This window comes from Paenibacillus sp. J22P51, from assembly GCF_059692215.1.
Map to the genome: position 1 here is coordinate 1 of NZ_JCAUAZ010000024.1, position 17,930 is coordinate 17,930.

General features: G+C 40.5%; 22 protein-coding genes and 1 riboswitch. Of the genes, 5 read left to right on the plus strand and 17 right to left on the minus strand.

Annotation, left to right across the window (positions count from 1 at the left end; translation table 11 throughout):
- Positions 1-243: 243 nt before the first annotated feature.
- Together AC58QC_RS28630 and AC58QC_RS28635 are read left to right on the plus strand one after the other, a co-directional pair.
- Positions 244-714 carry a hypothetical protein gene (locus AC58QC_RS28630; protein WP_497418429.1) on the plus strand — a complete coding sequence of 157 codons (471 nt, stop codon included), beginning with the start codon at positions 244-246 and terminating at the stop codon, positions 712-714.
- A 279-nt stretch (positions 715-993) separates the two neighbouring features.
- Positions 994-1,371 (plus strand): hypothetical protein, encoded by a 378-nt coding sequence (locus tag AC58QC_RS28635; RefSeq protein WP_497418430.1) that lies wholly within the window; start codon positions 994-996, stop codon positions 1,369-1,371.
- A 686-nt stretch (positions 1,372-2,057) separates the two neighbouring features.
- Here the strand turns inward: AC58QC_RS28635 and AC58QC_RS28640 are convergent.
- From AC58QC_RS28640 to AC58QC_RS28660, 5 genes are all read right to left on the minus strand, one after another.
- Positions 2,058-2,324: a pectate lyase gene (locus AC58QC_RS28640; protein ID WP_497418431.1), complete on the minus strand. Its 267-nt coding sequence runs from the start codon at positions 2,322-2,324 to the stop codon at positions 2,058-2,060.
- Positions 2,325-2,338: 14 nt separating this feature from the next.
- Entirely contained in the window at positions 2,339-2,476 is a 138-nt protein-coding gene (locus tag AC58QC_RS28645) for a pectate lyase (RefSeq protein ID WP_497418432.1), read from the minus strand.
- On the minus strand, positions 2,460-2,780 hold the full coding sequence (locus tag AC58QC_RS28650; protein ID WP_497418433.1) for a pectate lyase: 321 nt from the start codon (positions 2,778-2,780) through the stop codon (positions 2,460-2,462). The genes AC58QC_RS28645 and AC58QC_RS28650 overlap by 17 nt, the downstream gene beginning before the upstream one ends.
- A gap of 398 nt (positions 2,781-3,178) precedes the next feature.
- A complete protein-coding gene (locus tag AC58QC_RS28655; protein ID WP_497418434.1) occupies positions 3,179-3,565 on the minus strand; it encodes a VOC family protein in 387 nt (128 codons plus the stop codon).
- A gap of 119 nt (positions 3,566-3,684) precedes the next feature.
- The gene (locus AC58QC_RS28660; RefSeq protein WP_497418435.1) at positions 3,685-4,437 is read right to left on the minus strand and encodes an SDR family NAD(P)-dependent oxidoreductase; all 753 of its coding nucleotides are present in this window, start codon (positions 4,435-4,437) and stop codon (positions 3,685-3,687) included.
- A gap of 187 nt (positions 4,438-4,624) precedes the next feature.
- On the opposite strand from AC58QC_RS28660, the gene AC58QC_RS28665 reads away from it, so the two are divergent.
- Entirely contained in the window at positions 4,625-5,203 is a 579-nt protein-coding gene (locus AC58QC_RS28665; RefSeq protein WP_497418436.1) for a TetR/AcrR family transcriptional regulator, read from the plus strand.
- A gap of 751 nt (positions 5,204-5,954) precedes the next feature.
- Here the strand turns inward: AC58QC_RS28665 and AC58QC_RS28670 are convergent.
- The 3 genes from AC58QC_RS28670 to AC58QC_RS28680 all read right to left on the minus strand — a co-directional run bounded on the left by AC58QC_RS28670 (position 5,955) and on the right by AC58QC_RS28680 (position 7,288).
- Positions 5,955-6,119 carry a hypothetical protein gene (locus AC58QC_RS28670; RefSeq protein ID WP_497418437.1) on the minus strand — a complete coding sequence of 55 codons (165 nt, stop codon included), beginning with the start codon at positions 6,117-6,119 and terminating at the stop codon, positions 5,955-5,957.
- A 195-nt stretch (positions 6,120-6,314) separates the two neighbouring features.
- Positions 6,315-6,749, minus strand: a complete 435-nt coding sequence (locus AC58QC_RS28675; protein ID WP_497418438.1) for a hypothetical protein — start codon at positions 6,747-6,749, stop codon at positions 6,315-6,317.
- A gap of 251 nt (positions 6,750-7,000) precedes the next feature.
- Positions 7,001-7,288 carry a hypothetical protein gene (locus tag AC58QC_RS28680; RefSeq protein ID WP_497418439.1) on the minus strand — a complete coding sequence of 96 codons (288 nt, stop codon included), beginning with the start codon at positions 7,286-7,288 and terminating at the stop codon, positions 7,001-7,003.
- Positions 7,289-7,557: 269 nt separating this feature from the next.
- On the opposite strand from AC58QC_RS28680, the gene AC58QC_RS28685 reads away from it, so the two are divergent.
- Positions 7,558-9,240, plus strand: a complete 1,683-nt coding sequence (locus AC58QC_RS28685) for an S-layer homology domain-containing protein (RefSeq protein ID WP_497418440.1) — start codon at positions 7,558-7,560, stop codon at positions 9,238-9,240.
- 245 nt (positions 9,241-9,485) lie between these two features.
- Positions 9,486-10,565 carry a lactonase family protein gene (locus AC58QC_RS28690; RefSeq protein ID WP_497418441.1) on the plus strand — a complete coding sequence of 360 codons (1,080 nt, stop codon included), beginning with the start codon at positions 9,486-9,488 and terminating at the stop codon, positions 10,563-10,565.
- Between the two features lie 447 nt (positions 10,566-11,012).
- On the opposite strand, the gene AC58QC_RS28695 is transcribed toward AC58QC_RS28690, so the two are convergent.
- From AC58QC_RS28695 to phoU, 9 genes are all read right to left on the minus strand, one after another.
- On the minus strand, positions 11,013-11,702 hold the full coding sequence (locus tag AC58QC_RS28695; RefSeq protein WP_497418442.1) for a hypothetical protein: 690 nt from the start codon (positions 11,700-11,702) through the stop codon (positions 11,013-11,015).
- Between the two features lie 107 nt (positions 11,703-11,809).
- Complete coding sequence (locus AC58QC_RS28700) at positions 11,810-12,325, minus strand: GNAT family N-acetyltransferase (protein WP_497418443.1); 516 nt, start codon at positions 12,323-12,325, stop codon at positions 11,810-11,812.
- A 194-nt stretch (positions 12,326-12,519) separates the two neighbouring features.
- A complete protein-coding gene (locus AC58QC_RS28705; protein ID WP_497418444.1) occupies positions 12,520-13,227 on the minus strand; it encodes a hypothetical protein in 708 nt (235 codons plus the stop codon).
- On the minus strand, positions 13,199-13,612 hold the full coding sequence (locus tag AC58QC_RS28710) for a DUF5412 family protein (protein ID WP_497418445.1): 414 nt from the start codon (positions 13,610-13,612) through the stop codon (positions 13,199-13,201). Before AC58QC_RS28710 ends, AC58QC_RS28705 begins: the two co-directional genes overlap by 29 nt.
- Before the next feature lie 132 nt (positions 13,613-13,744).
- Entirely contained in the window at positions 13,745-14,251 is a 507-nt protein-coding gene (locus tag AC58QC_RS28715) for a hypothetical protein (RefSeq protein WP_497418446.1), read from the minus strand.
- Between the two features lie 194 nt (positions 14,252-14,445).
- On the minus strand, positions 14,446-15,504 hold the full coding sequence (locus AC58QC_RS28720) for a hypothetical protein (RefSeq protein WP_497418447.1): 1,059 nt from the start codon (positions 15,502-15,504) through the stop codon (positions 14,446-14,448).
- Positions 15,505-15,651: 147 nt separating this feature from the next.
- Positions 15,652-16,017, minus strand: coding sequence for a transposase (locus AC58QC_RS28725; RefSeq protein ID WP_497418484.1), 366 nt, complete (start codon positions 16,015-16,017; stop codon positions 15,652-15,654).
- A gap of 300 nt (positions 16,018-16,317) precedes the next feature.
- Positions 16,318-16,698 carry a hypothetical protein gene (locus AC58QC_RS28730; protein WP_497418448.1) on the minus strand — a complete coding sequence of 127 codons (381 nt, stop codon included), beginning with the start codon at positions 16,696-16,698 and terminating at the stop codon, positions 16,318-16,320.
- Between the two features lie 85 nt (positions 16,699-16,783).
- Positions 16,784-16,920, minus strand: a riboswitch (cyclic di-AMP (ydaO/yuaA leader).
- Positions 16,921-17,268: 348 nt separating this feature from the next.
- Positions 17,269-17,928 (minus strand): phosphate signaling complex protein PhoU, encoded by a 660-nt coding sequence (gene phoU, locus AC58QC_RS28735; protein WP_497418449.1) that lies wholly within the window; start codon positions 17,926-17,928, stop codon positions 17,269-17,271.
- Positions 17,929-17,930: the final 2 nt, after the last annotated feature.

A 17,930-nucleotide genomic window follows, 5' to 3' on the forward strand; every position in this document is an offset into this window, starting at 1 on the left:
ATAGTTGATCGACCTTCCTCACCCAGCCGTAGTAGAAGTATTGACGGATTTTATCCATTTTCATCTTCTGTGGTGCAGCGATGATCTTGCGCTGCATGAACGGCTAACGGGAAACGTTAGTTGGATGAACTTAATGGAGGAAGCTGTCGGTACGATCCGGCAGCTTCCTTACGTTAACGGGCAGGATAGTTAAGAAATGATAAAGAATATGTAGGAAAGTCGATGATTTAAGAGGAGAAAAATATGTCCTTTCATTTTGATATTTATGTATTATCGAAATTACGCACTAAACCAGTAATAGAAGCTTTTATTAATAAATTCTCAAACAGAGAAGATATCGAGAATCGTCAAGACGAAGAATTAATGGTATCACGATTAGGATTCGAAGACTACGAATGGATTCCTGCTATAAGTATCACTAATGTAGTTGAATTTGGACTATCGGTTCCTGCTCGTGGGTACAGTTTTTATTTACCTTCAAACAAAAAAGATATAGACACTTTAATAATTGCATTCACGACCGATAACTACGTAATTTTTGGTTTGTCAATTGAAGAGAAATACGGCATTGAAAGTGCAAAAATGCTTTTGTTAGAGTTGTTTAATGAATATCAAGGAATTAGTGGCGGCATTTTCATGGAGGAGCCACCATCATTACATGCAAAAGAATTCTTCGAGAAGATAAAAGGAGAGCATTCTCTGATGTCAATTTAGAATAATCACTATGTAACGCTCATTTTACATCAATTGATTAAAAAATTGGTATTGAGTACTGTTCGGGGTAATTTCAACAAAAATAGTAAACGCACGCTGACGAAGAAATGCAATAACGGATAACTATAGTTGAACAAACTTAAAAAGGCTGCTGCGTGCAGCCTATTGTGCTAACGGGCAGATTAGCGTGGAGATTGACAAGTGTTTGAAGTGAATCCATATGGTAAAATAAAGGAGAACAGAATGGGATAAAACAATAAATATATTTGGGGTGGGAAAGTGATAACGGCATTAATTGGAAGTGTTAGTTTTTTTGCAGTTGCTATATTTTACATATTGTTAGCTATGGGTTTACCTTACGGAGATTTTGCAATGGGCGGTAAGTATAAAATAATGCCAAAACAAATGAGAGTTGCATGTGCAATATCGGTATTCATTCAGCTGATTGCAATCATTTTTATACTACAAGCAGGAAATGTAATCTCAATAGATGCTTTAAACACCATTGCAAAAGGAGTATGTTACTTTTTTGCATTTTATTTAATAGTAAATACCATTATGAATGTTTTGTCCAAAAGTAAAATGGAAAAGCTCGTTATGACACCATTATCTTTTCTCACAGCGATTTGTTTCCTAATCACTGCTATGAATGGTTAGATAACTTATTGTTAAACAAGGTAACTATAGTTCAACCAGAACAGGGAGCAGGCCGTCGGGGTGCTGCTCCCTGTTACATTGAATTAAATTAAGACTGAACGATACGAATTCGAAGGTTAGGCACAGTGTTTTAATATAGAGTTGGAATCGGAGAACAATTGAAGGAAACAATATCTCTTAATGCAATCGAATATTGATTCCATCTTCCGCCGAAAAACCTAAAGCCATAGGCTCTTGATTCCCCGACAGTCGTCAAAAAAAACCAGAAATTGTCTCCGTTTCTAAGCCACATATAAGTGAAACGATATAAACAATGTTGAAGACCGAATGGACTCGGGACATAGGGAGGCAATTGTTGCATATATCCCATTATTCGAGGTTCACTCCTTGTTGAAATTAGATTTATAACCAGTTTATGCCCAGAGTCAAAGATTGGGTTGGATGTATGCCTAGGAGCAGGGCGTGTAAAAAAAGGTATTTAATACATAGGATCGAATCGAATCAACTTCTTCACAAAATCCGTATTTTATACATATGTCTGTATACTTTGTTTTTCCCGAAATTATCAAAAAACAACCTTTTATTGATTTAATTGTTGTAATTTCCTACTTGGTAAACTTTATCACTATACTGTTGCGTTAACTTTATCTGTTTATCTGTTTATCTCTTTTACCAGTTACCTAGATTTACTTCAATACATGATTGTCGGGGGCCCACTTCTGCTGCCACGACGGATAGTCATTCGCCAGCATGTTGGCCGGGGTTGAGTTATACCAGCTGTACTTATTTCGGCGTTCGTAGGAAATGTCGGCCATGTCGTACTTCTTCACACCGTCACGCGAGGAGAAGATCGGCTTATTGGTACCGATTTCGTAGAAGCGCGCCCATAGCAACGGGGCTTTCGTATCATTCACGAGGATCCGGTCGGAGCCGAACTCCAGTGTCGGATCCACCTTCTTCCCGACCTTCACACCGGTAAGTTTAGTGTAATATGTGATTGATAGCCGACGCCGCCTGGGAAAAACTGCGGCCAGCCGCCGTTGCCGTATTGTCCGCTTTGCACATAGTCCAAGCCTTTATAAAATGCGTTACGATACTTCTCCACCTTGCTCGCATTGTACAACCTTGGCGAGGAAGCTCATCTCCGAGAACGTAGCGTCGTTATCAATCGTCGATTGCACCTTTACGTTCAGCGCGCCAGTGCCGGAAATCGGCTTCGTCATATCGACATCGGTTTCCAGCTTGATCCAACCGCCGTCCTTGTACTGGAACCCAAGGATATTGTCAGCCGCCTGCTTGGCTTCGTCACTGCCGTACCATTGCGCCGGCTGATCGAGCATCGTGGCGAAAGTCACCTTACCGCCCTTCGCCATCCCCCCTGCCTTTGTTGACATTAGAATGGTTCGCAAAAAAGTCTAACTCTGTGGTTTTTTATCCAAAATGGCTGATCTTGGTTTACTCAAAAGCCGCGATATACGGCACTATTGTGCTATTATTTTTAATTACTAAATGAAAACGAACTGCAGCAATATTCTGCAGTTCGCTTAGGTTTGAGTGTTCTAATGTTTACATTGTGTTCAATAAATGTTTGAGCAGGTCATGAACACTCGCAAGTGGGCTTAAGTCTCAGACCTAGAAAGGACTTGGAACCCGAGTGCTATTCTGTTCATCCCCCCTACTTGTTACAACATCACTGAATGACATTACTGCAACGATTCAATATCTTGCTGGTAGTACACATTAAATTCTGAAACGATGCGCTATAAGGAGCTTCAAGCACGCACGAATTGATGTACGGCTGATAGACCTAGCCTTTGTTAACCAGCTCGAGAGTGTGCCCATCGGGGTCAAGCACGTTCGCAGCGTAGTATTTATCGTAGAAGTAGTGGCGGATTGCAGGGCCGCCGACATTGGTTGCCCCGCAGTCGATCGCGATGGCGTAGGCCGAGTCCACATCAGCCCGGCTAGGAGCTGAGATACCGACATAGAACTTCTGGTTTACGCTCTCAAATACCTGCAGCCAAATGCTGGAACCGTTCGGGCCCCTGAATCCAAACAGGTCGGGAACGCCTTCAGGCGCTAGCGTCGAGTCATAGGCGCCTATGACTCGCCAGCCGAGGTCGCCCAGGGCACGAGTATAGAACTCCTTAGACCGCGCAAGGTCTGTCACAGGTAGGTAAATATGGTCAAGCATGTGGACACACTCCTTTTCATCTGCATTTTTGGTCGAGGCTTAATTATTGATTCAGGTCACACCAACTTCAACAACAATTTGCTCATGTTACTGAACGGAACTATCGAGCATCGATCTCTCTAAAAACTTAAATAAGGGAAGATGGGGTCTCTCAGTTCAAATTGATACGTGTACCCGTCGACCATTCCTACTACCTTGTCGCCATCATATAGCTTCAAGAGCAGCTCGGCCATCTGTGCAGCGGTATGAAACTTCGGAAAAACTCCCGAGTACTCGAATTGTTCAAGGTCGTAAAAACGCTTCGCAAATTCTGTTTCGGTTGTGGCCGGGGCGAGAACTTTTACCTTCATTTGCGCGCCCTTTCCCCTAAGTTCTTGTGCCAACCCCTCGGTAAATGCACTGACATAAAATTTGCTTGCGCAGTATGTGACTGCATCGCCAATGATTAAATACCCGCCAGACGAGGAAATATTGATCAGTTGCGTTCCTTCCACATTGGCATAGTCACGGACGTATAGGGAGCTTAAAATCGTGAGGGCTTCGATGTTTAGATGCAGCATTTGCTGGATTTTGTCCAAATTTTGGTCACGAACGGAAGAACCATTTCCTAACCCCGCATTATTGATCCACGTTTCAATTTCATATGATTTCAAACTTTCGTATAGTGAGAAGGCATTTGCGGCTATCGAGAGGTCTGTGGCATGAATGACAACGTCAACGTCGGCATGTAATTGCTGAATGCGAGAGCGAAGTTCATCCAAATTCTCTTTCCTGCGAGCAGTAAGGATCAAATTCTTGCCACGCGCAGCGAAGGCGAGCGCGGTTTCATATCCAATGCCGGAACTGGCTCCTGTTATTACGGTGTATTTCATGAGTTCTCCTCCTTTTGGTTACAACGCTCTAAATATTTTTCTGTTCAACAGATGTTGATTAATTTAGTGTTGTTGATTATTATTATAGAGGTTTTCGATATTGGCTCAATCGTTAATCGTCGGCGATTTGTTTCATAAACGACGATCGACCGGAAAGTGTTCATTATCCGAAGGAGGGTTCCTCAGAATGGGAAACGAAACGAAAACGGACAGGCGCGTGTTGAGAACGAAAGAAGCGATCAATACAGCGTTTCTCGAACTCTTCTCCGCGAAACCGTTCGAACAAATCACGATCAACGAAATCGCCGACCGGGCCAATGTGAACCGAGGAACGATTTATCTGCATTATTTGGACAAATACGATCTGTTGGATAAGAGCATCGAGGATCATTTGACCAACATGTTTACGAACTGCAAACGCGACCGCTCGGACGGCGAACCGATCGATCTAATCGGCTCCTTGCTTCCGATTTTCTTCTATATCGAGGAGAACTTCTTGTTCTTCTCTTCCATGCTGGCCAACAACAGAGCTTCTCTGTTTCGCGAACGGATGCTACGCATCATGGAAGTCAATCTAAGGGGAAAGCTGATAGGTCGTTCCTCCGTCCGGGATATCGATAAGGAATTAACCGTTCAATTCATGTCTTCCGCTTTCTACGGTATGGTGGAATGGTGGATCGTGAATCGGATGCCGCATCCCCCTAGCTATATGGCTGAGCAAGTATGGAAATTGTTCGAGAAGTACGACGTTTACCTCATCAGTTAAACGAGATGCGCTTCTCTATTGCCCGACGTGCTTCCATCGTTTCCTGCGTCCGGATCGCTCTTCTCGAATTTTGCGGTTATACGATTACACATTGTTATGTCCCCATATTGTCCTTAAACATCCCTGCACAATTGGGAATGGGATAATGTTCTTGACTCAAAAAGGGAATGAGATCAAGTTCTTGACACATAATAATAAACAGCGGCGGACCAAGACTTGAAAAATAAAGTCTTAGACTGCCGCTGGTGTCATTCAACTATCGTTCCTAAGTTAGCGGAATGAACTTTCTATCGATGTACTCGCTTTTCGTATATAAAATCATCAGATTTGAGTAATAACATAAACCTTACTCTCTGAATTTGAGTTTACTCCAAAGAAGTACAAGTAGTTAGCCAAAAATAATCTATAAAATAATTTGTTTGAGGGCTTAATTTGCTTACCGAAGCCTAACTTCATCTGACCAGGTGATCCAGGGAGAATTTCGAACTCAAGATCTTCAGGTAGTTGCATAAGAAAAGAGAACTGTTCTCCATCACCATACGTTGCAGGAGATTCATCATCCAAATACCAAACGGGCTTTCCACCTAACTTCATATGCGATGCATTGTTATCTTTAATGTTGTGCATTACGATATTTTTGAAAAGCACCTTTTCATGGTAGTCTTCTCGAATTTCGGCTTCTTTAGTCTGAAAAACTAATATATTAAAATTTTTCTGGTATTCATCAAGAAATCCCTCTGGAATTAATGCATTATGTAATTGATAATACTAATTTTTCAATATTATTTTCATTACCGACTATTTTTTCTTCTTTAACAACCGTACCTTCTGACTGACTGTCGTTGTTGGTGCAACCGAATAAAACCGCCATACATGTCACGAATACTAAAAGTTGAGCAATCATGCGGAAATACATTGTACATTCTCCTACCTAAATTGTGGTTACCTTTTATACGACTCATTTGTACTATTAGTTGCATGTTCCTTAATTAGGAAATTCCTGTTTAACCGTTTAAAACTAACCTGTTACTTGAATGTACAAAAAAGAGCTGCCGCGAGGCAAGCTCCTTCACTATCGTTCTGCGTTAGCGTAATGACTTACCCTTTTGCACTACTTTATTTCATTCCATTTAATTTCGTTAGAACCAGCTTTTTTTTCAGCTAAAATGGGATGAATTTCCTCCTTATCGGTGACAATCTCATCAATGCGTAAATTGTAGGGTTGTAGCATTTTCGTTGGGTCTGTTTCGTGAGTATACGAAGCGGCATTCTTGAAATAGGAATCGAAAGCTTGCTTCAATTTTTCAGTTGTTATTTTGTCATGGTCAATGCGAATCCCTATACTGAATAATTTTTCATCAGGATTGCTTGCAAAGCCTAAAAGAGTGACACCTGGTTCGTCCCTTAGTTGATTGAGATTCTTGGCTAAACCTTTTCCGATTTCAGAAAACTCTTTTATGTCGTTGCTATCTCTACAGCCAGTGATGAATGTTAGTAAGCCCATTATAGAAACGATAAATACGAGATGGCGTAATGTGAATTTCATAATTCATCCTCCATATCCACTTTTTACCTCATATTTATTCGACGAAAAGTTATAAACAAAGTTGCGTTAAACTGCCCGTTCGCAGTTGGGATGCCGAAAGAATATAACGTTGTTGCATTCACGAACCCTGCGAAATTACCTGCATTTGCTTAGTTTCACAGGGTTGTCCGCCTTATCCATCCCTCAGTTTTGAGAGCCAAGAAGACTGAGATTTATATCCTCTTCGAGTTACTAAAAATCTTCTCAATATATCACATAAGTTCACTCAATACTGTTGAGTAACTTGAGAATAAATCGATTTCTTTATCTAATGTACTTTTCATTTTGGTTCCACACTTCTCACTACAAATTGCAAATATTCCATCGACACCTTGTTGTTTAGCTTCTGATCCAATTGCCACAACAATAAGTGGTACACTTGTATTTCTACTTGTTAAGTATAATGAAATAATCTTTCCTTCAGGTTCATTAATCTCTATACCCTCTTTGAATTTAACGTTCAGACCAAAACAAGGTTTATCTTCTTTAATGTTCTTCATACACCAAGTACACCTTAACGTCATTGCATATTCTCCCTTTTACATTTTATTAATTCTTGAAGTAATCATACGATCTATTTATCGATTCATAATAGCGTTTCCTGCATCCCCATGTTCTTATCTTTCTTCATTTTCAGCCAATTGCTGGACTTGGATAGGTATTCGGTAGGAATTAGGACAATATTGCAATTTATAACAATATTTTATCGTTTATCTGAATCTTGAACTCTTTTTATAATGTAAATATGTCATTCTTTAAGGAGTTCATTTTGAAAAAAATACTGACTGCATCAATTGTGATTTGTTTATTCCTCTCTGTAAGCAGTAAAGTATCTGCCCATGGGGTAGATCCAACTTTTTTTCCCTCTGACACCAAGAATCATTGGGCATATAATCAACTTAATGATCTCGTTGATGCCGATATCCTACATGGTTATGAGGATCAAGATGGAACCATTACACTTAAACCAGATGGTTTGATAACAAGAGCTGAGCTCGCTCAAGTGCTTGTTGGAGCTGTTGGAACAAATAGTCTTGACCAATTCGCAAAGCAAGACAGAGCGTTTGTAGATGTCACGGAAAATGTTTGGTTTTATCCAGCTGTTCATTTGCTCGCTTCGATTGGATTTGTAGATGGCGTTGGCGCGGGTCGCTTTGAACCGAATCGACCCGTCCGCCGCGATGAAATTGCTTCGATGGTTGATAAAGTATTTCGAGTTTCAGATGGCACATATCCGCCTTTAACAAAGCACTTTAAAGATGTCCCTGAATACTGGGCTAAGCCGCATATTGAACGCCTAACGAAAGCTGGGATGATTAACGGATACGACAATAACGAGTTTAGACCGGTAGCGAACGCAACGCGCGCAGAAGCAGCAACCATTATCTATAATATTCTGCATAAATTCGAAGGAACTCCACTCGATGAGACCTTAACAAAGGTAGTGGCAGATGATCAAAACGAATCTCTTGAAATCGTGAAATCAAAGGAATACGAACGTTTATATGAGCTCAATGACAAAAACTCGACAGGCTATTACCATGCACTAAATACAATTAGTGCAGATCATATTCTTGCGTGGGTTGAAGCTGGAAATTCGTACAGTGCGACATTAAAAACACAACATCAAATCAGAGTTAAAGAAAAATCAGCATATCGAGCTGTAGTTGAATTAACAAATGATATTTACGAAGTTACGCATCAAGCAGGTGAGGATTCGGATATACAAACAGTAGATTCCAGTGCTGATTTTAGTTTAATGTGGGTGCCTTCAGAGAATGCGTGGAAAATCTATGATGTAAAGTACCATAACGATCCCCGAAATAAATTAGGAAATCCCAATTTAGCAACTGATATTCTGAAATCAACAGCTGAAGTAATGAGTGCGGTTAACTCCTATAGCTTTCATATGGTTGAGACGAGCGGTTCTGATGAAACAGAACTTATAGTCGATTACAATAAAAAGCCGTTTGGGTACCGTTCCTATGGAACGTATACAATAAAAAGCGAAACACGTCCCACCTTGGAGACATACGTAAAGAATGGGATGCGTTATGAAAATGAAAATGGCGTTTGGGGGTCGTACCCACAAACGGGAATGACTTTTGCAAACTTGATGCCAAATCCCGAGTTGTTTGGAAAAGAATATAAGTTGGCACCGTATTTGAATCTGCAGGCGAATAGTAAAACATACACGATATATGGAGCTGTTGACATGGACGTGTATAGTGAGTTGTTTCCCAATAATCAAATGAACTGGTCGTCTAAACAAGATTATCAATTCATTTTCATTTTCGTTATCGACAAAGCGACTAATCACATGTTAAGTGAAACGTGGACGCGAAACCTTTCTTCGGGAATGTCCTTGACGTGGCAAATTGATTTCAAGGACTTTAACCAAACGCCCGCGATTGTTGTGCCGGAAAGCGTTTTGAAAGCTGTTCAAAAATAAAAAAAGCACTTCAAATCCGATTTACAGTGCTTCCGTTACGTCAAATATAATCAGCATCTTGACGCGAATTTTATTACAAAGAAAAAGGATTTTAAACCGATACACGAAAAAGCGAGCCACATAGTTGGTCGGTTTTTCGTGTTCTTTTTTTCTCCTCATGATCTCTGGCACGAATGAATACATTTAAAAGATGGCGCGGGGAACTAATGAAGCCATCGTTAGCGTATAAGGAGGAGAACTGTCACATGCCGAACATGGTTTACATGATGACCAATATGGATACGAACCAAGTCATGGTTTTCTACAGGGATATCAATGCAACCCTCACCTTTGCTGGGGGATACTCGACTTATGGAAGCGGCTCCGGTATAAGGGGGGTCAACTCTACAGCAGCAAACAGAGGAGGCATCGATCCCTTATCGTCACAGGGCGCACTCACATTGTCACCCGACGGTCGTTTTCTCTTTGCCGTTAATGCGGGCAGTCATAGTATCAGCAGCTTCATCCTAAGCAGTAACGGATTACCCATTCTCGCCGATGTTAAGCCTTCAGGAGGTGCTCAACCCACAAGCATAGCGGTATTCGGGAATCTTCTCTACGTTGCCAACGCGGGAAATTTCGCGAACAATTTTGCATCCAATATCTCAGGGTTTCGGATCGATCAAAGTGGACGACTTACTTCTATCCCCGGATCCACCCATTCTCTAAGTTCGTTAAATGCTCAGCCATCGCAAGTTCTGTTCAATCCAGATGGAAGCAAAATTATCGTATCCGAAATCTCGACGGATCTTCTCAGTGTATTCCATGTCAATCAAGACGGCACGGTTACAGGACCTATCATTAATGAATCTCACGGAATGCAGCCATTTGGTTCTTTATTTTTATCTTCCGGCGTTCTTTTGGTTACAGAAGCAGGCTCCAATGCGTTATCCTCTTATTCCATGAACCATAATGGACGGCTCCGTGTGATTAGCGGTTCTGTGCCGACCGGTCAGAAAGCCACTTGTTGGGTTGCCGTAACAAAGGATGAACAGTTCGCTTTCACGCCCAATACCTCGAGTGGCACGATAGCCGTTTACAATATCGATCGAAACGGAGCACTTACATTCATCCGTAACGTTGCCAGCACGCCAGAAGGGTTACCAACAGGCCTTCCAATGGATGTAGGAATATCTAAAGATGGACGTTATTTTTACGTCCTCAATGGCAACCAGGGCACCATCTCCTCATTTCAAATTCAGGACGACGGCAATCTAAGCATTTTGCAGGTTATTGCCTCGGCCAATGCTCCGTATTTTGGATCTCAAGGTCTAGCAGTCCTATAATCCGCCTTGCTGCACGGTTCAGCTCTATCCGTTTACAAGTGTTGACCATTTTGGTACGTCTTGTCGGCAAATGCCATATTGATCCAAATTTTTAATAACCGCTTGATCTCCAGTTTAAAATACTTCCTCCTTCTCTTTCAGAGGTCCGGTTCTTGTCACCGACATAAACCCAAGTTGTTGTTGTTGTAGTATCGTCGTAGTCCTTATACATATTGATACACATTAGATGTGTCTTTTCGATCATCAATAAATAAGTTCTAAACAGTACAACCCCCAAATCAGGTGATTTTGATTTGGAGGTTGTTTGTGTCTTGGTCCGCATCATTGAACTAATCTGCCCGTTAGCTCAGCGAACAAAAAACGGATGCATCGGCATCCGCTTTTACGCTATCGTTCACCGTTAGTTGAACGATTCATTAATGCTTAATTATGAACCGTAGTCGTTACCTATTGCATTTCCTCTTGATTAACTAATGTCCATATATTTTCTTCTTTATTCATTGTTGTGGATTTGATTTTTAAAACGATATCCGCTATATGAAAGCTTCCGTTTGAACGTTCCCATACTACTCTGGCTGCCTTTTTATCTTTACTCAACAAAATTCCATATTGAGAGACACCCGTTCTATATGCTTTTTTAGCCTCGTCTAGTGCCATAAAGAACGATTGTGCTTCCACATCTGAAAGTTGATTTGTGAAATGTCTGTCAATGTCAACTCCGTATATTAAATCCCAGTCATCCCTTTTAAATTTTTCACCTTTACTCTCCTGAATCTTAATGATTCCATTTTCCCATGATTTGTACAGTCGATCTACGACTTCCTTCTTTTGCTGTTGCTCTGCTGGTACAGTTACTACTTTAAAGGTCGTTGCATTTTCTTTTGGAGTAGAAGTAGCGAATGCAGGTGTAAGCGAGAGTATTCCTGCAATAACCGCTCCAGAAATTGTAATAGTAATCCACTTTTTTTTCATATTTGTATCTCCTAATAGTACCAAATTTCTTCCTTCTTCCATGAGCACAGAAAACATTTTTCTCATTTCCGATACTAACAAATAATCCCATATATTTAGACGTTGCCAATGCTTTGATAGTTGCTTATTAATCCCCAACAGTTCAAAAAGTGGTAGCTTTGACACAAAATACCATCACGCTAAAGTTCTCCGTTAGTTTAAAGGATGTTTTGCCATTTGTAGTAAATTGTAAACATATTACATTATCAATTGTTTTTTACTTTGTATTATGCTCATTTTGTTCGCTCTACAGAATACAAAAAAAATTCCATATCTATATTCCTAAAATTCTTAGTATCTTTATCAATAATATTCATACCGTTTCGAACAGCAACTTTTTGAGAGGCTATATTTGTGTCCCTAATAATAGAATAAACCCTATTTGCATTAAGAACTGAGAAAGCGTATTCCTTGCAAGCAATTGCCGCTTCTGTTGAGTAACCTTTGTGCCAATACGCTTTTTGAAACAAAAATCCTATTTCCAAAATTTCTTTTTCTCTCCAGACTTGCTTTGTCAAGCCACATTGACCAATCATTTCGTTTGTTTCTTTTAATACAACAGCCCAAAGTCCAAAACCATACTCTTCATATCTTTTAAGATGTCTGTTAAGCCAATTTTGTGCTTCTTCTAAGTTGAATGCACTTTCATAAGCAGCACGCATTACTTCCTCATCACACAATATTCCGCACAATGCATCATAATCGGACTGCACCATTTCTCTAATTATAAGACGTTTTGTTTCTATCAAAACTCTCCCACCTTTCTATTAACCTTTCAAAAATTCCTTTCTTCTCGTTGTTCTATGAGTAAAAATGACCCGCCAGGAATAATTATTGCTTCATATTTGTGTGGTAAAGAAAGCATAATTGAACTATCCTGCCCGTTTGTTGAACGAACAAATAAAGAGCTTCCGCATGCAAGCTCCTTCATTATAGTTTCCCGTTAGTGTAACTCAATCGTCTTATATTCCTTCCAATCTGAGAGGAAACAAAGGAATTTATCGCTTATATCTAACATGCCATGATGAGTTCTCCAAGATCCTCCACCATTAAAAAGGTCAATTAACGGTTTGAATAGATCATTAAATTGAATTGCAATTGGATCTCCTTCATCTGCTAATGAACTCCAAATAACATGATTCACGCATAACGCTTGAGTTACTCCATTTGGTGCTGTAATTAGATTGGGACATAACTCAAAAACCTTATCATAATCAATCTTACTTTCCTTATTGATCAATTTAACAGGATCGATATATGGGTATTTTGATTCCACCGAAAGAAAATCAAGAAAAAGAGACAATCGCTTGAAAAACTCCTTTACAAAAAAAACGTCCATATTACACTCTTCTTCGGTTCTTTCATGATTATTCATCCAATTAATGGAGTTTATATTTTCAATTGCTTGATTTAAGAAAAGACTCTTCATTTTACTTTTCTCCTCTTTTTTGCAATCGATTATTAGCAATTGACTAGAAATATGACTCAATACATTCGCTATCAATATGTTATTACCTTTTTTGTAACTATCCTGCCCGTTAGCGGGGAAACCAAAAACGGCTGCCGAAGCAACCGCTATTTCACTAACGTTCTCCGTTAGCGGAATTCCTTGAATAAAAAATTCACAATCTCCTGAAATCATATTTCTCATTTGGCAATTTTATAACATGACCATTAATTCTAACATTTTCATTGTCAATCCATATGATGTCTGCATTCTCTTCTCTATAATTCCAGTAAATATTCTTTTTCTTCTTAGAACTTTTGTTGAAAACAAGTTCTGCTCTTACAGAAAAGGCAGTCGTTGCCCCCCTACTAATAACATAGGCATTAATTGTATATTTGCCGTTTGGAGAGTTTGATTGTTCTATTAAATCACCTGTCGGGAGCCGATTCATGTCAAAGAAAGCCCAGTAAATACCATAACCAATTATACAAATTGACAGCAATCCAACTGAAAGTAGAAATTTAAGCACATTTTTTTTTGTTCTCTTAATCTCAAAAATAATATTTTGCTCATCAATTGAATGTTCCATTTTCCTCCATTAATAATGACCTAATTTTATATTGGTAGGAGATTGAATCTTGTTGTTGACTTCACTTGTTTCTACTATCGTTTTCCGATAGCTTAATGGATTACCAAAGTTACGTTAACATTTTTTTTGATATTATATATTATTTAATTTATATTTCGTTTTCTCTACTAGCCTTATCTTGTATTTTTCATTTAAATATCTTCCTATTGATTTCCCATCCCTGTTTAAACAATGTGCGTATGACTTAATTTCATTTCCATCCCGTAATAAAAAGATATATTCATCTTCAGCCGGCCCTTTCCCTAAACGGAAAGTAACCGTTCCGATTGTTTCTATCTTGACCGATGTGATTTGTTTTATTTCATCAACACTGATTTCACTGCTCTTGCAGAAAAAAATATATTTCGTTAGCAGTCCACCATGTAGTTTCCAGTAATACCCCTTCAGGTAAAGCATGCTAATAATAAAGAACACCACGAAGAGGATTAATATTGGTTTGTTAATTCCAATCATAAAATGAACAATTACTAAAAAGATTAGAAACATCAACGGGTAAATTATAAGAGCCTTCTTGAAATTAAATTCTATCTTGGAATCCCCCGACCTCATTAGGCAACCCCTTTCAGATACTTTATCCATATGTTACCACACCAATTCACTGAAGATAACTGCCCGTTAGCGGAGTGAAGGGCTACAAGCGACAGCCCTATTGATATTAACTTTTGTTCTCCGTTCAGTCATTCTTGTCTGTGTTTTTCAGATAATGCGGGTAGACGCAAAAAAAAGACCGGGGCACAGTTATTCACTGTATCCGCCGGTCTTTACTGAAAATTTTAGTCGTCTTTGCCTCTATTGCCCTTGTGCTTGCCGTTGTCCTGATGCTCTTTCTCTTTGATCTTTAATTCGACTTTCTTGTGGTCGTCCTTCTTTTGCTTGTCATGCTCCTGTTTGTCCTCGTTGTCGTCGTCGTCATATTCATCGTCGTCGTTATTGTTATTTTGCCTGATTGTGATTTGCGCATTCACAGTTGCAGCGGCAGCGACTGAGGCAGTCGAGGGTGAGGCCGGAGTACTTACAGGGGCTTCCGGCGTAATCGAAGGTGCCTCTGGAGTGCTTGCAGATGTTGCAGCTGACGCGGCTGCAGCAGGCTTCGCTTCAACCTCGATGTTGACGTTCAGCGTGGTGCCGTTCAACTCAAACCAATTTGTGAACGCTGTGCTGATTTGCTGCTGTACGTTCGGCGACTTCAGATCGATGCCGGCGAGCAGCGTACGGATCCAGTGTTCCGCGTCGTCGCTTTTGAGGAATAGCCCGTCGCGGCCTTTCGGCTTCATTTTGATCATCGACATGCCGTTATTGTGATCGCCTTTATCGTGCATTTCCATGGTAAAGCCGTTGCCCTCGATCTTGATATGTAGCGTTTTCCAAGGTGCAGCAGCATCCGCCGATGCCGTTGGCGCAACGGTTTGCGCCGGAGCTGACGATGATGTAATTGGGCTTGTGCCGGCGGCAGGTGTTACAGGTGTTGCGGACGCAACTGCTGCGGCAGGTGCTGACGAAGCAGCGGTCGTCGGTTCCTGGGCGCTGTCCGATTTGTTCGTCACTGTAATCGAGATAGCTTTTATGTAAGCGACCTGCTTCTTTCCATTCAGGATCAGCTCGACCTTAAACCCCGTACCGAGATCGCTCATTTGCGCTTTGTGGTCATCCAGGAATACCCATACCATCTTCGATAGCGGCACTGTTTTTTCAGCGCCTTCGTCTGTCGAAACCGTTACGCCTTGGGCTGCATCGATCGTTTTCACCATTCCGGTCACAGTCTGCGAAGCTTCGTCGGCATTCGAAACACCCGAAATCGAGCGTACTCCGAACGTAACCAATGTTGCGCACAAGAGGCCGATCCCCAACTTTGTCCATTTTTTCATTACTTTACCCTCCGTGTTGTTTGATCAGCTACTATTCTTTGATACCATTCGCGGAGGAGGCGGTATTTCAGGGGGGAGGAATTCCGTGCTTTCTTTGTAATCCTGCGAATGAACCTACCTACGTAATCTAGATTTACTTTGTGCTTTGTCAGGAGAATAAGACTCTCCTCGTTGAGCCAGACCAACCAGAATACGTGCTAGATTACCAACTAATTTAAACAAGGAACGGTACTTTTTCATGTGCCTTACTTGTACGTTATGTTCATGCCATTTCCGAAACAACACATTGTTACCAATAAGACGTAACGTTGCTAAATACAAATACTTTCGCAGAGTTGCATCTCCCCGTTTAGAGAGTACGATCTGCCCTTTACGTTTACCCGACATACTCTCGGCTAGGTTCATACCTGCTCTTCTAAGAAGTTGTCTCCCGTGATAATACAGACTTAGATCACCTGCACCCGAAAGAATAGCCGCAATGAATAAGCTTAAACTATAAAGAGCGCCTCATTGATGGTGTTGGGTTTCAAACCCATGGACAAACCCATCATACCGAGGCGCTCCTTTTTTGAAAAAAACCATTTATTAGGCCCTACAGGAAGGTTCAATAAAAAAAGGAACCTACATCAATATGGCTCCTGCTGCTCTACATTAGGACGAATAAAGAAATGAAGAATTTTCATACCATACGATCAAAGTTGGTTATTGACGGGCTAAATGGATAAGTAGCGACCGAAATATGTATAGAAACAGCCATATCCTTTAAATAGGAATATCATGTTATCTACTGCTGATGTACTCTCTGAGGCAAGGATACGGACCACCAAAAATATTAGCCATGGTTACGATAAATTGGTAATGTTCCTCCAAGATTTTTAGTGAAATACCAACGCGTTTGGCTTGTATTTTTTGAAACACTAACTCCCTTTCCGAATTTATTGTGTTTAACAACTCGTTGTTTTGAGCCACTATTTTGCTTATTTCCAATAAGGTCTCTGTTTCGACACCTGTAGGCCTATACGCCAAATTCGAAAAACAAATGTCCAACTCCTCTAGTCGTCGCTTTAAGTGAAAAATCTCCTCTTGTCGCTGCATAGAAACGTTCGACCTTTTCAATAGAAAAAGTTTCTGCACTTGTTTCTTTAAACTCGTAAGAAGCATTTCTAAATCCTCCTTCTTTCCTTGACCGGAAAAAGGAAGCGAGGGAATCGAGCCCGATAAAATAAAAGGTCCCATATAAAGCACATCATTTTCTTTCTACGCTGACGAAGTTAGCTGACGGATTCGGGTTGAAAGTTAACCCTAACACTTAAAATGTGTACTCACCCCAGAAAACTTGGTTCCCCCGCTTCTTTGATCCAAAGAATTAAGCGTTGAATGATGCATTTTCTTATTTTATCAATGTAGCCGAATACATTTCAAGAAACAATAGTAATGTTTTCTAATAATTTACTAAGACATTAGTCATGCACATTTATAGGTGATTTGTCCCCGTCTAGAAAGTTGTTCAAGAAAATTGCCCCGTTACTTTAATAAACAAAAGAGGAGCTGTCGCGAAGCAAGCCCTAAACTATTTTTCCGGAACGACGGGACAATAAAAGCCGTGTGTGGAATATAATATAAGTTACTACTTTCCAATTATGAGGTGATTATTTGTCTAAACGAACTCGAATATGGTTTCTTGGAGCAATTGCTTTTTGAAAAGGCGGTTGAGATTGGTGTGCTCATATTTTAAACGTTCAAATCTTTCCGTTTTCCCGTCACCATATAGATGACTCCTTCACCAATATTCGTTGTATGATCCGCAACACGCTCTAAGAAGTGGGCGACGAATAGTAGATGAGTTAGCTGACGATTACGATGATAATCCGTACCCATCATTCCCATCAGCTCCTGCATAACAATGCTGTAAAGCTTATCTACACGGTCATCCTTCTCCGCTAGCGCAGCTGCCCGGTGTACGTCTCGTTCCGTATACGACAGTAGACTTTCATGCAGCATTTCTATTGCAATTTCCGCCATCTGCGGAATGACTTCAAGCGGCTTTACAAGCTCTTCACCTACAAGCCGAATTGTTATTTTAGCGATATCAACAGCGTGGTCAGCGATTCGTTCTAAGTCCGTGGCAATTTTCAACACCGTTCCAATTATCCGAAGATCACTAGCCATCGGTTGCTGCAAGGCAATTAAGCGAAGACATAATTCATCAATGGTTGTTAAGTAATCATCAATCTGATCATCCTTTTGGATGACTTGCTTTGCAGTCTTTTCATCCAACTTCGCCAAAGACTCCACAGATTTATAAATTAACTCCTCAACACTTTCTCCCATTTTGCGCAGCTCTTGCTGCAGTAGTGCCAATGATTGATGAAACCCCGGTCTTGCGCCCATGT

What these genes read in the sequence shown, in the direction of transcription:
- AC58QC_RS28630 (WP_497418429.1), top strand. Translation starts at nt 244, where the DNA reads ATGTCCTTTCATTTTGATATTTATGTATTATCGAAATTACGCACTAAA.
- AC58QC_RS28655 (WP_497418434.1), bottom strand. Translation starts at nt 3,565, where the DNA reads ATGCTTGACCATATTTACCTACCTGTGACAGACCTTGCGCGGTCTAAG.
- AC58QC_RS28660 (WP_497418435.1), bottom strand. Translation starts at nt 4,437, where the DNA reads ATGAAATACACCGTAATAACAGGAGCCAGTTCCGGCATTGGATATGAA.
- AC58QC_RS28665 (WP_497418436.1), top strand. Translation starts at nt 4,625, where the DNA reads ATGGGAAACGAAACGAAAACGGACAGGCGCGTGTTGAGAACGAAAGAA.
- AC58QC_RS28670 (WP_497418437.1), bottom strand. Translation starts at nt 6,119, where the DNA reads ATGTATTTCCGCATGATTGCTCAACTTTTAGTATTCGTGACATGTATG.
- AC58QC_RS28675 (WP_497418438.1), bottom strand. Translation starts at nt 6,749, where the DNA reads ATGAAATTCACATTACGCCATCTCGTATTTATCGTTTCTATAATGGGC.
- AC58QC_RS28680 (WP_497418439.1), bottom strand. Translation starts at nt 7,288, where the DNA reads ATGAAGAACATTAAAGAAGATAAACCTTGTTTTGGTCTGAACGTTAAA.
- AC58QC_RS28690 (WP_497418441.1), top strand. Translation starts at nt 9,486, where the DNA reads ATGCCGAACATGGTTTACATGATGACCAATATGGATACGAACCAAGTC.
- AC58QC_RS28705 (WP_497418444.1), bottom strand. Translation starts at nt 13,227, where the DNA reads ATGAGAAATATGATTTCAGGAGATTGTGAATTTTTTATTCAAGGAATT.
- AC58QC_RS28710 (WP_497418445.1), bottom strand. Translation starts at nt 13,612, where the DNA reads ATGGAACATTCAATTGATGAGCAAAATATTATTTTTGAGATTAAGAGA.
- AC58QC_RS28715 (WP_497418446.1), bottom strand. Translation starts at nt 14,251, where the DNA reads ATGGATAAAGTATCTGAAAGGGGTTGCCTAATGAGGTCGGGGGATTCC.
- AC58QC_RS28730 (WP_497418448.1), bottom strand. Translation starts at nt 16,698, where the DNA reads ATGCTTCTTACGAGTTTAAAGAAACAAGTGCAGAAACTTTTTCTATTG.
- phoU (WP_497418449.1), bottom strand. Translation starts at nt 17,928, where the DNA reads ATGGGCGCAAGACCGGGGTTTCATCAATCATTGGCACTACTGCAGCAA.